Annotated in this window: 11 protein-coding genes; 7 read left to right on the forward strand and 4 right to left on the reverse strand. The window is 47.0% G+C overall.

Annotation, left to right across the window (positions count from 1 at the left end):
* Positions 1-2: 2 nt before the first annotated feature.
* The 4 genes from ACFQ2I_RS11260 to ACFQ2I_RS11275 form a co-directional block, all read right to left on the reverse strand.
* On the reverse strand, positions 3-2,123 hold the full coding sequence (locus tag ACFQ2I_RS11260) for an MMPL family transporter (RefSeq protein WP_377564287.1): 2,121 nt from the start codon (positions 2,121-2,123) through the stop codon (positions 3-5).
* 163 nt (positions 2,124-2,286) lie between these two features.
* Positions 2,287-2,724, reverse strand: a complete 438-nt coding sequence (locus ACFQ2I_RS11265; protein ID WP_377564288.1) for a hypothetical protein — start codon at positions 2,722-2,724, stop codon at positions 2,287-2,289.
* A gap of 175 nt (positions 2,725-2,899) precedes the next feature.
* Entirely contained in the window at positions 2,900-3,439 is a 540-nt protein-coding gene (locus ACFQ2I_RS11270) for a TetR/AcrR family transcriptional regulator (RefSeq protein ID WP_377564289.1), read from the reverse strand.
* Positions 3,440-3,599: 160 nt separating this feature from the next.
* Positions 3,600-6,833, reverse strand: a complete 3,234-nt coding sequence (locus tag ACFQ2I_RS11275; RefSeq protein ID WP_377564290.1) for a hemoblobin-interacting domain-containing protein — start codon at positions 6,831-6,833, stop codon at positions 3,600-3,602.
* A 247-nt stretch (positions 6,834-7,080) separates the two neighbouring features.
* On the opposite strand from ACFQ2I_RS11275, the gene ACFQ2I_RS11280 reads away from it, so the two are divergent.
* The 7 genes from ACFQ2I_RS11280 to ACFQ2I_RS11310 all read left to right on the forward strand — a co-directional run bounded on the left by ACFQ2I_RS11280 (position 7,081) and on the right by ACFQ2I_RS11310 (position 15,888).
* Entirely contained in the window at positions 7,081-8,073 is a 993-nt protein-coding gene (locus ACFQ2I_RS11280; RefSeq protein WP_377564291.1) for a tRNA dihydrouridine synthase, read from the forward strand.
* 230 nt (positions 8,074-8,303) lie between these two features.
* A complete protein-coding gene (locus tag ACFQ2I_RS11285; protein WP_377564293.1) occupies positions 8,304-10,130 on the forward strand; it encodes a cache domain-containing sensor histidine kinase in 1,827 nt (608 codons plus the stop codon).
* A complete protein-coding gene (locus tag ACFQ2I_RS11290) occupies positions 10,105-11,511 on the forward strand; it encodes a response regulator transcription factor (protein ID WP_377564294.1) in 1,407 nt (468 codons plus the stop codon). Before ACFQ2I_RS11285 ends, ACFQ2I_RS11290 begins: the two co-directional genes overlap by 26 nt.
* A gap of 82 nt (positions 11,512-11,593) precedes the next feature.
* Positions 11,594-13,096, forward strand: a complete 1,503-nt coding sequence (locus ACFQ2I_RS11295; protein ID WP_377564296.1) for an ABC transporter substrate-binding protein — start codon at positions 11,594-11,596, stop codon at positions 13,094-13,096.
* Between the two features lie 29 nt (positions 13,097-13,125).
* Positions 13,126-14,076 carry a carbohydrate ABC transporter permease gene (locus tag ACFQ2I_RS11300; RefSeq protein WP_377564297.1) on the forward strand — a complete coding sequence of 317 codons (951 nt, stop codon included), beginning with the start codon at positions 13,126-13,128 and terminating at the stop codon, positions 14,074-14,076.
* 16 nt (positions 14,077-14,092) lie between these two features.
* Entirely contained in the window at positions 14,093-14,929 is an 837-nt protein-coding gene (locus ACFQ2I_RS11305) for a carbohydrate ABC transporter permease (RefSeq protein ID WP_377564299.1), read from the forward strand.
* A 29-nt stretch (positions 14,930-14,958) separates the two neighbouring features.
* On the forward strand, positions 14,959-15,888 hold the full coding sequence (locus ACFQ2I_RS11310) for a metallophosphoesterase (protein ID WP_377564300.1): 930 nt from the start codon (positions 14,959-14,961) through the stop codon (positions 15,886-15,888).
* Positions 15,889-15,931 lie beyond the last annotated feature (43 nt).

The following is a 15,931-nucleotide window of genomic DNA, read 5'->3' on the forward strand; positions in this document are numbered from 1 at the left end:
ATTCAGGATACGGAAGCTTTCAACTTACTTGCATCCTTCTCGAAGAGAAGGATAAGTGCAGGCAACAGCATTCCGCGAACGAGGAACGTATCCATTAATATACCAATCGCCACAATGAAACCAAATACGAATAGATCCGCAATCGGCATCGTCATTAACGCTGCGAAGGTTGCCGCCAATATCAAACCAGCTGATGAGATGACACCGCCCGTATTGCGAAGCGAAACCTCCAGTGCATCCTTCACTTTCCTCGATTTACGCTCCTCCAGGTACCGGGAGACCAGGATAATATTATAGTCGATTCCGAGCGCTACCAGGAATATAAAGGCATAGACGGGTACGCGAGTACTAATCGCATTATAACCGAAGAAGATGTCGACCAGGAAGATCCCCAGTCCCAATGCCGCAAAGAATGACACTAATATAGTCGCCATCATATAGGTCGACATCCGAATCGATTTGGTCATCATGAGCAAAAGGACAAGAATCAGAACCGTCTCGAGAATAACAATTACCCATATGTCACGGTTGTTGACTTCCCGTTCATCCACCAATTTCGGCGTTACGCCGCTGTAATGGATGTCGCCCTGAATGTTAGCTTCAGCCAGCAAGTCGCTATTGGCACGCAGATCTTCCAGCAGATCGAGCGCCTCAACGGAGTACGGATTCAAGGCGAGGGACAAGCTGAACTTGAACGCCTTGGCATCCTCCGTTACATCCACCAATCGAACGGAAGCCACATTCTGCTCGCTCTCCAGCTTGCTGCGGAAGTCCTCAATTTGTTGGTCGGTTAGTGCATTTTGACTGGTTACCAGTACCGAGGTCGGTGCCAGCTCCCCTTTATCATACTTACTTTCTACAATTTCGTAGCCCTCACGCGACGGCAAGTCCTTAGGAAATGACTTCACCATATCGAATTCATAGTTCAGATTAAATATATTAAGCGCACCTGCGAACATGATAATTGCGACGGCTCCGCCGGCAAGTCCCGGCTTGTTTACCACAAACTTGGCAATCGGGCCCCAGAATCCGTGCTTCTCTTCTGCGGTATCGCCAAACTTCGGCACTTTAGGCCAGAAGGATTTCCGTCCGAACAGAGTGAACAACGCCGGCAATAAGGTGATGGAAGCCAGCATAATAATCAGCATCGTCATCCCGAAAATCGGCGCGAAGTTCTGATAGTCGCGGAAGCTTGCGAAGAACAGCACCAGCATCGCAGCGAACACTGTGCCACCCGCAAGAAATACGGGCTCTCCGGTCGCACGCATGGCATGCTTCATCGCTTCAAACTTGTCTTCATAATGATTCAGCTCCTCGCGGAATCGCGAGAATACAAACAAAGAATAATCGATGACGGCTGCGAAGAGCAGGATGCTCATAATGGAGGTCGTCGAGTTGTTGATTTCCAGACCGCTAGCTCCCATCAATGCAATGGTCTGATTGACAACCTGATACACGATGGCCGTCGCCAAGAGCGGAATAAGCGCAAGTAACGGAGAACGGTAAATAAGGATGAGAAGCAATAATATAATGCCGATCGTTGCCAGCAGCAATACGACATCCGCCCGTTCGAACAGCTTCAGTGTATCGCCGGCAATGCCGGCGGGCCCTGTAATTCGAAATACGGTATCCGTATAGCCCTCTGCCGCTTCATTTCCGATCTTCGCAATCTTGTCGATGGCATCGCCAATTTGACGATTATCAGCAGTTGGGTCCAGTGTCATCGGGATAATCATTGTGGACTTATCCTCGGATTTGAACCCTTCCAAAGCCTGCGGCGGAAGCTTCGAAATATCGATAATGGTGTCAACGCCTTCAACTTCTGCGGCTATGATGGCTTTCATAATCATGGTAACATGGACCATGTTCACTTCGCCATTGGCATTATGAAAAACCAGAATGCCCGGTGTGCCTTGATCGTTGGGGAAATATTGCTCAAGCATTTTATTAGCGTGAATCGATTGCGCTTCATCCGGCAAAGATTGAAAGTTAGTAACTTTATAGTCGCCAAGTTTCGGTCCTGCGCTTAATATAACCATTACAGCTAGCCAGATGCTTAGGATAATCCACATCCCTCTTTTTGTTGCCACCCAATCCGTAATGGGTCTTAAAACTTTCCTCATGGTATCCTCCTCTTGATATCGTGTTTCATTGTGTTAAATGAATTTACCGTTATACGTTACATCATATTCTGTCAATATAAACTCAAAATAAACTATCCTACGGAACGCAGAAAGCACTTTTGAATAGACGATCCCATTGGCTCGCATGTGCTTTAGAAGGACATCAGGAAAAGACATTCTTTCTTAAGAGCACACCCAATGTAGCCCCGTAAAGAAGGTGGCCAAGCATCCAATAGGAGAATGCTTCCCCGTCCAGAAGTTTCGGCGTACGTTCGGATAACATCGTTGTCGGATATAGCAGAAGCGCAACCGCGAGACTGATCAAGACGGTCATGACGATCAGGGCTGAGCCTTTCCAGCCTTTCCAATGGGCATATGCTCCCACAAAAATACCCAAAAGGATGGAGATGAAGAGATGAAGTCCAAATTCAACCCATTCGTTTAGCTTCATCTCTTTGAGTATTGGAATGTAATCGACATTTAAGAGCAGCATATATACTCTCTGAGAAGTCAGCCCCTCTATTGCTTTGAGGAACAATCCCAGCACGATTCCGGCTGCCAAACCTGCACATGCAAACGGTATTTGAATTTTCCGACTCAACATAATCACTCTCCTCTGTTACTCTCATTTTATGATAGATGTATAAGGTTTGTATACCCATTCGCATTGAACTACACCCGTCAAGTAGACAGTACAAAAAAGCTCCCCTCACAGTAGCGCAGGTCATATTATTTCACCTGTCTACCGTATGGGGAGCTTATCAAGATCACAACAATTAGTTCTCCTTTATTAATCCATACAAAAAGAGCTTAGTTATTTCTATGGAAAGCTCTTCTGGTGTATTTAAGCCTGTCCATAGCTTCATGAATGTAAAGTGTTCAATAACACCAACGATTGCTGAGGCCACAATGCTCAGATTAATGTTCGTATGGAAATAGCCATCTTCTGCTTCTACAGTAAGGTTATCTTCAATTTGCTTCGCCATTTGTTTTTTTATTTCAATGGCTTCCTCTGATAGAAATAAACCGATCCGAGCGACCTGTTCATTTTCTTGAAAAAAATGAAAAATCAAGGAAATGTTAGTTGCGATTCGTTGCAGCAGGTCATCCGTCTCAATACCAGAAGAGAGTCTGCTTTGCTCAACATGGTTGTGCAACTTATCTTTAAATATACCAATCAATTCTTGAAAAATGGCATCTTTGCTTTTGAAATAGAGATAAAAGGTTGGCTGTGTCACATTTGCCTCATGAACGATAGCACTGATTTTCGTATCATGGTATCCATATGAGGCAAATTGTTTTGCTGCAATATTCAAAAGCAAATCCCTGCTTTTTTCTCCATCGGCTCCGATTTTCCGACCTCTTTTTTTCAGTTAGAACAACTCCAAACTCTATTTTATTCACAGGTTGAGGTTTAAGTGAATGACTATACACACGAGCAAGTATTTCTATCATAACAACAATGCTTCATTAGAATCAAGGTTCAATCATGATCGGTACCAGAACATCCCAATACCCTTCCGCTTGAATGAGGAATTGATGCGTTCCTGGAGGGAGTGGAGCACCCGTAAGATCAATTTCAATGATTCCTGCCGTTGCTGTATTTACTCTAGAGATATGGATAGGCATGGAGTTTCCGTTTAGATAAACCCCAGTAATCTCGCCTCTCCACGCAGCATCATCGGCAAATGTAAATTGCACGGTTTCAGTATTCAGAGCTGTTCCCGTTAAAGTCGGTGCTGTTAACGGTGCTGCCACTTCAATCGTAACGACAGCATCCCCATACCCTTCCGCTTGAATGAGGAATTGATGCGTTCCTGGAGGGAGCGGAGCACCCGTAAGATCAATTTCAATGATTCCTGCCGTTGCTGTATTTACTCTAGAGATATGGATAGGCATGGAGTTTCCGTTTAGATAAACGCCAATAATTTCGCCTCTCCACGCAGCATCATCGGCAAATGTAAATTGCACGGTTTCAGTATTCGGAGCTGTCCCCGTTACAGTCGGTGCTGTTAACGGTGCAGTCACTTCAATCGTAACGACAGCATCCCCATACCCTTCCGCTTGAATGAGGAATTGATGCGTTCCTGGAGGGAGCGGAGCACCCGTAAGATCAATTTCAATGACTCCCGCGACAGATCGATTCACCCTGGAGGTGTGAATAGGAGCTGAATTGCCATTCAGATAAACCCCAGTAATCTCGCCTCTCCACGCAGCATCATCTGAAAATGTAAACTGTATAGTTTCAGCATCTGGAGCTGTCCCCGTTAAAGTCGGTGTAGTTAATGGTGCTGTCACTTCAATCGTAACGACAGCATCGGCATACCCTTCCGCTTGAATGAGAAATTGATGCGTTCCTGAAGGGAGTGGAGCACCCGTAAGATCAATTTCAATGACTCCCGCGACAGATCGATTCACCCTAGAGGTGTGAATAGGAGCTGAATTGCCATTCAGATAAACGCCAGTAATCTCGCCTCTCCACGCAGCATCATCGGCAAATGTAAATTGCACGGTTTCAGCATTCGGGGCTGCCCCCGTTAAAGTCGGTGCTGTTAACGGTGCTGCCACTTCAATCGTAACGACAGCATCGGCATACCCTTCCGCTTGAATGAGAAATTGATGCGTTCCTGCAGGGAGTGGAGTACCCGTAAGATCAATTTCAATCATTCCTGCCGTTGCTGTATTCACCCTGGAGCTGTGAATAGGAGCTGAATTGCCATTCAGATAAACCCCAGTAATCTCGCCTCTCCACGCAGCATCATCGGCAAATGTAAATTGCACAGTTTCAGCATTCGGAGCTGTTCCCGTTAAAGTGGGTGCAATCAAGAGTTGGTTAAGCAAATCTTGAGCGGTTTCAATGGCTTGTTTTAAGGCAGACTTTTCTGCACCGTCTGCAACCCGATTCACTTTTGCCTCCGCAGCATCAATTGCATCTTGGTCGACGTCCGCTTTCAAAGCTGTCTTTGTACTGTCTGTGAATAAAGCATTTACGGCTTCAGTAGCTGCATGTAAGTTAGCAATCGCTTCTAGCAGTGCGTTTAAGAGTTGCTGTGCGACTTGCAGATCAGCCAGCAGAGATGATTTGTCCGCACCATTTACTACTTGATCAACTTTTCCCTTTGCATCGTCAATGGCGTCTTGGTCTACACCAGCTTTTAATGCGGTTTTAGTGCTGTCCGAGAATAACGAAGCAACGGCATTTTTTGCTGTGATTAATTTAGTATTTTGTCCAGAGTTAGGTGATCCGCCACCAGGCACAGGCTGCAAATCTATATTGGGAACGCCATTAATTTTAATAATTTTGTGTTTTATTAATTCGTAATCGACGAAAATGATATTCACATGATCCCTCAGTTTTAAGCGTAGATCTTCAATTTTAGCATCGTTACCAAGCGTAATTCTACTATTCATATTTTCAACGAAAAGGGAATCGATCACTGCATGTATTACTGTACGTAAGGCTTCACTTCCGACCCGGATGATGGGGATGGTGATACCTGTGTCAGCTTCGATACTCGTATTAACGAATAGATCTATTTCATTTACTTTTGTTTCACCTGTTAATAGAATAGTATAGTTCTCCAACGCAACGTTAACAGATTGTAGGATGGAATCATGAACATGCAATTTGGGATTGTGCTTATTTTTAATTACTTCTTGTGAGTTTGAAAGGTTCGTTGAACCTTTTACCTGAACATTTTCAAGATAAAAGCTGTTCTGAACGTCGCTTTCTATTATTAAATCCTTTGTAATTATAGCGTCCTTAATGGATAAATGATCACCTTTTATGATTACGGTAGCATTAATCTCGGAGCCATTACCAGTTAACGCTAGATTTAAATTTTTCTTCTCATTGTAAAGAGTAATCGACTCAATACGGCTTATTATTCCTCTACTAACATGAGCTTTTATTTGCGAATTCATTAATATCGGAAGATTCTCTGGCGTTAGCCAAGTTTTAAGATCATCTGCTAGTGCAAAGCTTTCGTTACCCAATTGAACGGAATCTGGAGTAATTGCCATCAGTTTAGATTCTATTATTCTCTCGGTTTGTTGGACCACCTGTTGACAACGGTAGATAAATAGCGCCATTTCTCCACGAGTTAATGCATGATTTGGTGAGTACGTTGTCAGTGAGGTGCCTGCTGTAATCTTATGTTTAATCATTGAAGTCAAGTAAGGAGCATACCAGCTTGTTGAAGATACGTCATCAAACGGGTTTACCACTAATTCTTCTATTGGTAGCTGATAGGCGACAACGAGAATCTTCGCCATCTCCGAACGTGTTAGCGATTGTTCAGGTCTCAACGTCCCGTCTGAATATCCTTGAAATATCCCAGCGCGTACTACAGCAGCTATCGACTTATAATAAATGGAGTCTTCATTCACATCTTGAAAGTTCGGATTATCTACTGTCTCCAAGTTGAGCTGTAAAGCTCTGGCGAGAATAACCGCGGCTTGTTCACGATTCAATTCTTGAGATGGACGGAAGGTTCCGTCCGAATAACCCGAAATGATTCCTTGTGTCACCAGGCTATTCAAGGCTTCTGTATATTCGCTCCCTGGCTGTATGTCCGTAAAAATGCTATCCCTCTCGCTTGCTTCGGCAGGTTCAATAGCAACGTTCCCACCGAATGAAAGAAAGTAAATGAATACGATAGTAAGCATGATATACATTCTCTTCGGCCTCAATCTGTCTCGTGCAATCATTAGATAAATGTCCTCCTTCAGATACATGCTAGCCCTTCATGGGCTATTGATAGTCATCTATATACAATACTCGACAGTATTATATATATTACTAATGAGTATTATCTTGGAGAACGATGGAGTTGTCAATTGGAAATATGTTATTGAAGGGAGAGACGACGTGCGCAAGCCGCGGCGGTGCTCGGAGCACGTGGTAAGAAAAGTTGATAATTAGTGATCGGGCATGATATAAGTGTAAAAGAAGATAATGAAAGGATTTGAGCTTGAAGTGACAGGGAATTTTTGGCGTGAATTGCCGCGACCATTTTTTGTGCTTGCACCGATGGAAGATGTGACGGATGTTGTATTTCGTCATGTGGTAAGTCAAGCAGGAAGACCCGATGTGTTTTTTACAGAGTTTGCAAATACGGAGAGTTATTGTCATCCGGATGGACATAAAAGTGTGCGCGGACGATTGATGTTTACAGAAGATGAGCAGCCTATGGTAGCGCATATATGGGGCGATAAGCCGGAATATTTCCGTCAAATGAGTATCGGAATGGCAGATATGGGGTTTAAAGGTGTTGATATTAATATGGGCTGCCCTGTTCCCAATGTGGCATCAAGAGGGAAGGGAAGCGGGCTTATTCTTCGCCCTGATGTTGCAGCGGAAATTATCCAAGCAGCAAAAGCAGGAGGGCTGCCTGTAAGTGTGAAAACAAGACTTGGATATAACGATGTAGACGAGTGGCAAGAATGGCTCACACATTTATTAAAGCAGAGTATTGCCAACCTTTCTATACATTTACGTACAAGAGAGGAAATGAGTCAGGTGGATGCGCATTGGGAGCTCATTCCGGAAATCAAAAAGTTACGCGATGAAGTAGCGCCAAATACGCTTCTAACGATTAACGGAGACATTCCCGACCGTAAAACAGGGCTAAAGCTTGCGGAGCAATACGGTGTAGATGGCATTATGATTGGGCGTGGAATATTCAGCAATCCGTTTGCTTTTGAAAAAGAAGCAAAAGAGCATAGTCCGAAAGAATATCTGGATCTGCTTAAATTACACCTGGATCTTCATGATCAATATATCGAAGAACTGCCACGAGCAATGTCAGGGCTTCAGCGATTTTTCAAAATATATGTCAAAGGCTTCCGTGGGGCTAGTGAATTAAGACATCAACTCATGAATACAAAGTCAACGGAAGAAGTGCGAGTACTGCTCGATAAATGTGATGCAAATTTTCAGATTCGCTGAAGGAGCAGGTCTGCAGGATGGTCCGAGAGTGAATCTTGGGCCATCCTTTTAAGTTTATACATGTTCTTCGTATATGTAACTTTGGAAGTTTATGTTGATTCGGCAGTGCTTTTTGCTCTATCCTATAGAAGACACCTCTTCTCAATGGCAGTGATTGCTAGACACTCTCACTTTACCAAATGAAGCGGTGTTTTTTTATTTTTCCACTTTCTTATGGAGGCTTCCAGACGATGAGAAGAATGGTCCAATTACGCGCTGCATCCTTGAAAACCAAACTCCTGGTATTACTGCTCCTGCTCTCAGTTATTCCGGTCATCATTGTCGGACTGACATCACGGACACTCATGTTTCGATCAGGCATGGATCAAAATACGGTCATAGCAGAGCATTTCGTGGATCTGGTCGCAAGCGAGATCAATGCCCAGTTCATGAGTCTGGATCAGATGCTCAATGCCCTGATTATCGATGAGGCATTCCAGCGCTATGTGCACACATCGAACGAGGATACCGTAAGTCAGCTTCGCCAGATGCAGGATTTTGGCGACTATTTGGAGAAATTGGCGCAATCGAGGACTTATATTCGCGGTATCCTGTATGTGGATCAAGGGGGAAAGACATTTTACGAATCGGGGGCGCATAATGAGTCGATCAATTATTTGTACGACTTGCGGGATGACGAATTTTATGGGCAGTTGTTCGAACGAGATTCACTGAGCCTGCTTCCGACACATGAGCGAAGTTATATGCATGTGGGAAGAAGAGAGGTATTCTCCTTGGTCAAACCCGTAACCAGCTTCTCTGGCAAGGTCGAGAAGGCTAGGCTGATCGTTGAGATAGATCCGCAGGTTTTCTTTGCATTCATGGAGAAGACTGAGCGCGACAGCTATCATCAGATCCTTCTTTACCACGAAGCAACGGGTGATCATATTTCCATAAGCGAAGGAGAGGCTCCTGCCGCATTGCTTGCCCAACATGAGCCACAAGCGGCACACAAGGGGACCTATATCTATCAAAAGAATCGAAGCGAGGGGCAGACCCAGGTGAGTTACGAGCAATTGGCTTATGATAACTGGACACTGATCAGCTTGGCCGAGCTCGAGGAGATGTCGAAGGGAATCAAGCGGGCTACAGGAGTTATTTGGAGCGTTGGGGCTCTGCTTGTTATGGGTTCGATTGTACTGGCTACACTTTCAGCCAATTCCATTCTTAGACCGTTATATCGCTTGAAGCAATCGATGACGATGCTGAGTAAGACGAAAAAGTTGATTGAGGTGCCGCGAGCGTCACATAGCGAAATCGACTTCCTGATTCACACGTATAACAAGATGCTGACACGGATAGACGTGATGGAGATGCAAGTATTCAAGACAACAATGCGGCAAAAGGAGGTGGAGCTGCTGCAGCTGCAGGCCTATATTAATCCGCACTTCTTGTTCAATACGCTGGAAATTATCGAATTGTACGCGATAAGAAACGAAGGAGAGAAGATCGAGGAAGTGGTTCAAATTGTGGCAAAGATGATGCGATTCTCAATCCGGCAGGATGGCGGATGGACAACGGTTCGGGAGGAATTGGATTACGTCCGCGACCTGCTCCGGATTCACCAGTTCCGAACGCAGAATGATATTGGGGTGCGATGGCTCATCGATCCGGCTTCAGAGTTCATTCCAATCATGAAGCTGAGCATTCAGCCGTTCGTGGAGAATGCTTTAAAGTATGGATGGAGCCCGGTGGCGACGGCGGAGCCGCTGGAGTTAACAGTGGAGTCGACAGTTAGCGATAGTGGCTTACGATTAGTTATCTCGGATAACGGAACAGGGATGGACGAGATTACATTAGGCTACTATCGCCAATTAATCGCGAGCCGCGGTGAGATCGTCCATGATTACTTCAAACGGCATACCGGGATTTATAATGTGTATCGACGTTTTCTTCTCGCGTATGGCAGCCGCTTGGAGATGTCGATCGACCATGCATCGTCGGGCGGTGTGCGCATTACGATAGAGATTGCAAACAAGGGGGACGCTGAGGATGATCCGGATATGCGTCATAGATGACGAACAAACCGTACGGGAAAGTATTGTCGAGAAATTACACCGGCTGAATCTGGAAGTTCGTTTGCAGGTTTTCGATATCGGCTTTGGATTAGAAGCGCTGAACAAGCTGGATCTGATTCGGCCCGAGCTGGTGATCACTGATATTATGATGCCGACGTTAAACGGTCTCTTGCTGCTGGAGGAGATTCGGAAGAGGAACTGGGAGACGGAAGTTGTCATGCTTAGCGGTTATGATGAATTCGAATATGCCCAGCAAGCGATGAAGCACGGTGCCTTGCAATACTTGCTGAAGCCGGCTAGCCGGCAAGCGCTGGCCGAAGCCGTTCAGCTGGTTGCGCGACGTCTCCGAACGAGATGGGAAGCGGAGATGCAGTTACTGACCGACCGTATATGGATGCAGCACCAGATGAAGATTACGATTCATGAAGTATATCAGCCCGCCATGTGGCTGGATGCTCGTGTGCCGAAGCTGATCGAGCTCTCAGGAAGAGGTCAGAGCCAGATTCGTTCGGAGGAGTACACGATATTCACATTCCGTATCGATCAGGATCATGTCGGACAAGTACGGATTGCCGCTGATGCAGAACGGGGAGGCCCCGGGCTGTTTCATACTGCGGATAAGTTCTGTTCCAGCCTGATCCGCGCCGAAGAAGAATGGCACAGCGTACACTTCTTCGAACGTCCAGATCGTCAGGTGGGTTCATCGCAAGGGAGTCTAGCAAGTCAGGAAATTCGCAGGTTGAATGAAGAGCTGGTTGATCTGCTCGTTCACAGTGAGATCGATAAGCTCGAGAAATGTTTGTCGGACTGGTTTCAGACAGCGGAAGGTTTGCCGATAGCGGTATTTCGCAAGGAGTGTGCGAAGGTGTTGGCGATCGCGGAAGTTGTTATGACGACCCGCCGCCCGTATACGATATATGAGGATGAACAGGTTCATTATTGGCAGATGTGGGTGTTGCAAGCTTCTAGCTGGGTTCAGTTGAAGTACGATATGCTGTACTTTATCAAGGGAGGCATGCGAGCTTTGCTGCAAGAGTCCCAGGCTGAGTTCGGCGATAGCGACGTGGTGGAGCAAGCGCTCGCTATGCTGCACCAGTCGACTGATTCCAAGTTGAATCTCTCAGGCTTGGCAGAACAGCTCCATCTCCATCCCGTAACGCTAAGCAAGCTGATCAAGCATAAAACAGGGATGAACTTTATTGATCATGTCGTCAAACACAAGCTGAATCGAGGGAAATCGATGCTCGATAACACAAATAAAAGTATCGCGGAGATTGCCGAAGAAATCGGGTACCTGGACTTCCGTTATTTTAGCAAGCTGTTCAAGAAAACCTATGGTTTGACTCCGAAAGAATACCGCACTAAAAAATTCACACAATGAAGTTAAAAGATTCTGAAGCCCTCGCATGCGTTCAATCGGTATGATGGGCATGCAGACAAAATTGATGAACGAGGTGAGAGGGTTGCAGAAAAGAAACATGGTAAAGAGTGTTGTTTTGATTGTCCTCATGCTGATCGTAGTCGTTGGTTGTTCATCCGCGAATACCAATGACTCCCAGCCTGACGCGCCTGCTGCTTCCAATACCGGCAAAGAAACAGTCCAACCGGATGAGAAGCCGCAGGAGGTGGCATTATCGATGTGGTCACGGTGGCCTGGCCCTATGGAAGACATGATGAAGGAGACCATAACGGAATTCGAGCAAGCGAATCCGCACATCAAGGTGGAGCTAACTTCTGCCGCTCCTGATCAGTATGTGGCACAGCTCCAGACTGCAATTGCGGGTGAGAATCTGCCGGATATCTTCGCAGCGCACCCGACTGTTCCGGTGTATCAACTGCATGAATTGGATCAGTTATTGCCGTTGAGCGATGTGATTGGAGATCGGATGCATGAATTCGAGCAAGGGACTCTGGTGGAAGGCTCCACGCAGATGAATGGAGAAGTATATGCGCTGCCCATCATGTCGAGCAAAAAAGACGGATTCGTCATGTATTACAACATGAACGTGCTGGAGAAGGCCGGACTGACTGAAGCAGATGTTCCCAAGACGTGGGAGGAACTGATTAAGGTTAGCGAACAAGTGATGGCAGCCACCAATCAGGAATCCTATGGCCTCCTATACGGGTTGAAAAGCAGCTGGCTTGTAGGATTAGTCGCCCAAACGATGGGCTCCGAGATCAGCCCGGAAGTTCTTCCATTTACGCACATGAATCCTACTAACGGTCGCTATGAATTAAACCGTCCGGGTATTGTCGAGACGCTCGCATTCTTCAAAGACATGGTAGATGCGAAGCTGGTGCATCCGAACAGCTTGGTCATCACCGCACAGGAAGCGTCCAGCTTGTTCGTCTCAGGTCAGGCTGCCTTCTTGTTCGACGGCGCATGGCGCGCAGCCGAATTCGTGGGCATGGACTTCGTTGATTTCGGTGTAGAGTTCCTGCCGACAAAGTCGGGCGGACAGCAATATATAGAATTCACGGGAAATCTGGCGGCAGGTCTGCATGCATCCAAAAATACGAAGCATCCGGAAGAGGTTGGCGTATTCCTCAGATACTTCATGGATAAGTATTATCCGAAGATCGTCAATGCAGGTGTGCAATTCTCTCCGATACCGACGATCAATGAAGCAGCGACGATGCCCCATGAGCTTCTGAAGAAGACGCTGCAGATCCAAAACGAACAGTTCGTCCCTTCTCCCGACGCCATTATGGTTAATCAAAATGCGGTTGCCGTCTACAGCGAGGCGAGCGGCAAAAAACCGAAGGAAACGATTGGCACAATTATGGAAGGTTACTTGAGCGGACAGATCAGTGATCTGGCGGGTACGCTGCAGAAGCTGAGCGACGAGACCCAGAAGGCTCACGAAGACGCGATTGCCAAGGTGAAGCAGGAAGGTTTGGAAATAGACGCCAGCGACTGGGTATTCCCGAACTGGACGCCCCTTGTACCTTATGAAGCCCAGTGATCGGCTAATAGTGAACGGGGGAAGGAAGAATGGCGAATCCAATCGGCTGGACGACAGCGGGACCTGCTCCCAGGACGGGGACGTTTAGAAGACGCAAGGGGAGCCGAATTGCATGGGCATATGTATTTATACTGCCGCAGCTTTTGTTTCTTATTTTGTTTACGCTTTATCCCATTATAATGAGCTATGTCTATTCCTTCTATGATTGGAATGGTATAGGACCGCTCGACGATTTTGTGAATTTCGACAACTATTCGCGTGCAATCGGGGATGAACGGTTCTGGAATGCGTTCAAGAATAGCTTCATCTACACGGGTGGAGTGACCTTATTATTGATGCCTTCAAGCTTGTTGCTGGCGATCTGGTTGAACAACAGCATGTTGAAAGGCAGAGTGATTTATCGGACGCTGTATTTCTTGCCGGTTGTGACGACGACTGCGATCATAGGGATTATTATGCGCTCTATCTTCGGCAACCAGCATGCGTTCTTCAATGAGTTGCTGATCAGTCTGCGAATGTTGCAAGAACCTTATTCCTGGCTGGGTAAGCCGACATCGGCGATGATCATAGTAATTGTGATCGGCTCGTGGAAGTTTTTCGGGATGATGATGGTGTACTGGCTTGCCGGCCTCCAATCCCTTCCGAAGGATATTTATGAGGCGGCCAGTATCGACGGCTGCGACGCTGTCAAGACATTTCGTTATATGACATTGCCGCTGATTATGCCGATCGCCGCCGTTGTTTTGCTGCTATGCGTCACGAACAGCCTTCATGTCTTCGATCTCGTCAAGACGTTGACGGAAGGTGGTCCGTACTACAGCACTGACATGATGGATTTATACATCTACCGCCAAGTGTTCGATATATCCGGTTTTCCGCAATATGGTTATGCATCGGCTGCCGGTATCATCTTCGGCTTGTCTGTATTCGGGATAACCTTGGTGCTAAGTTGGTTTGTCAAGCAAGCCAGAACGAGATAGAGAGGAGTGGTCGCTGGTGAGAGCTCGGCAGAAGCGAGTCAACGGATTGGCGATTCATTCTGTGTTGATCGCTCTCGGCATTGTATGGGTCTATCCCTTTGTATGGATGCTGTTCTCATCGCTCAAGACGAATACGGAGCTGATTGCCTCCGGGATCAAGCTGCTTCCGGAAGTGCCGCAATGGGACAATTACAATCGTGCCTGGACGGAGGCCAACTTCTCTGGTTACTTCCAGAATACGGTGATCATCACCGTAGCTACGGTTGTCATCGTTGTGCTGATGTGCGCCCTGACGGGTTACGCGCTTGGGCGCGTGCAGTTCCCGGGACGCAAGCTGTTTGTCATCGTCATTACCGCGACGATGTTCATGCCGAAGGGGTATACGATATTGCCGATCTATATGACGATCAAATATATGGGCCTGCTGAATTCGCTGCCGGGTGTTATTCTAGCAGAGTCTTCCGGCGCGCATGTGTTGTTTATTCTCTTGTTTATGTCTTACTTCTATAAGCTGCCGAATGAACTGGAGGAGTCGGCGGAGATGGATGGAGCCGGCTTTTGGCGGACATTCCGGACGGTGATGCTGCCGCTCTCCAAGCCGATGATTGCAACGACAGCGATTATGCAATTTATCTGGACGTGGAATTCCTTTTTTGTACCGCTTATTTTTACGATGAATAATCCGGATTTGCGGACATTGGCGGTCGGAATGTATGCGTTTGTCGGCGAGCATTCGGTGGATTGGACGGGAATGGCTGCTGCAGCTGTCATATCGATCATGCCGATCATTGCGGTGTTCGTTGCCTTCCAACGGTTCTTCATCGAAGGGATATCCGGTTCGGTCAAAGGGTAAACGTAAATCATGGACATGAGGTGATGATGATGACTATTGCGATGGTCATTATACCCGACACGCAAATCGTGGCATGGCAGCATCCTGAGGTGCTGCGGCAGATGGCGCAGTGGATCGTGGAGCATAGAGAGGACTATCGTATTGAGATGGTTCTTCATCTGGGTGACGTCGTGCATCACGGTGCGAACGATGAGCGGCAGTTCCAAGACGCCAAGGCAGCCTTGGATAAGATTGATGAAGCGGGAGTGCCGATGCTGATTGTGCCCGGTAACCATGATTATGACAATCTGGTGAATGAGGATCGCAGTCTGGATATGTTCAGGCATTACTTTGGTGTCTCTCGCTTGGCCGGGAGGGAATGGCTGCGCGGTTTATACGAGCAGGGAAGACCCGAGAACGCTTATGCCGTGATCCAGAGCAATGGGCTGCAACTGCTGTTCATCGCGCTGGAGTTCGGGCCGCGCGACGAAGTGCTCGCGTGGGCGGACGATCTGCTCGCTACCTATGAAGATCATCATGCGATTATCGTGACACATTGTTACTTGTACTTAGATGCTACTCCGAGCAAGCCGGGCGATGAATATAATCCGAGAGATTATGCCGGCGCTGAAGGAGCCAATGACGGCGAAGAGATGTGGGAGAAGTGCTTCCGGAAGCATCGCAATATTATCGCCATCTACTCCGGACATCAGATTCCATACTCGATCAGCTATAGCGTTGCTATTGGCGATCATGGCAATCCAGTGTTCCAGTCGTTCCAGAACTGGCAGAGCGCGGATCAGGGCGGGAGCGGACGCTTCCGGCTTGTGACGATCGATGATCAAGCAGGGGTGCTCAAGCATACGGTCATTAATCCGATGCTTAACGGTGCGGAAGCCGGCGATGGGCATGAGGTGGAGTTTTGCTTCCGAGAGACAGACAGAAGTCGATTGGAGCAGGTGAAGTATAGCCCCCTATAGCAGGTGGGCTTTCGAGATATTCTTCCTGAAGAATGGAGACGTG

The organism is Paenibacillus chungangensis (genome assembly GCF_042675905.1).
Classification (GTDB): Bacteria; Bacillota; Bacilli; order Paenibacillales; family Paenibacillaceae; genus Pristimantibacillus; species Pristimantibacillus chungangensis.

Excerpts from the sequence above, each read along its gene's own strand:
- ACFQ2I_RS11260 (WP_377564287.1), bottom strand. The coding sequence starts at position 2,123 with ATGAGGAAAGTTTTAAGACCCATTACGGATTGGGTGGCAACAAAAAGA.
- ACFQ2I_RS11275 (WP_377564290.1), bottom strand. The coding sequence starts at position 6,833 with ATGATTGCACGAGACAGATTGAGGCCGAAGAGAATGTATATCATGCTT.
- ACFQ2I_RS11280 (WP_377564291.1), top strand. The coding sequence starts at position 7,081 with ATGAAAGGATTTGAGCTTGAAGTGACAGGGAATTTTTGGCGTGAATTG.
- ACFQ2I_RS11285 (WP_377564293.1), top strand. The coding sequence starts at position 8,304 with ATGAGAAGAATGGTCCAATTACGCGCTGCATCCTTGAAAACCAAACTC.
- ACFQ2I_RS11290 (WP_377564294.1), top strand. The coding sequence starts at position 10,105 with ATGATCCGGATATGCGTCATAGATGACGAACAAACCGTACGGGAAAGT.
- ACFQ2I_RS11300 (WP_377564297.1), top strand. The coding sequence starts at position 13,126 with ATGGCGAATCCAATCGGCTGGACGACAGCGGGACCTGCTCCCAGGACG.
- ACFQ2I_RS11310 (WP_377564300.1), top strand. The coding sequence starts at position 14,959 with ATGACTATTGCGATGGTCATTATACCCGACACGCAAATCGTGGCATGG.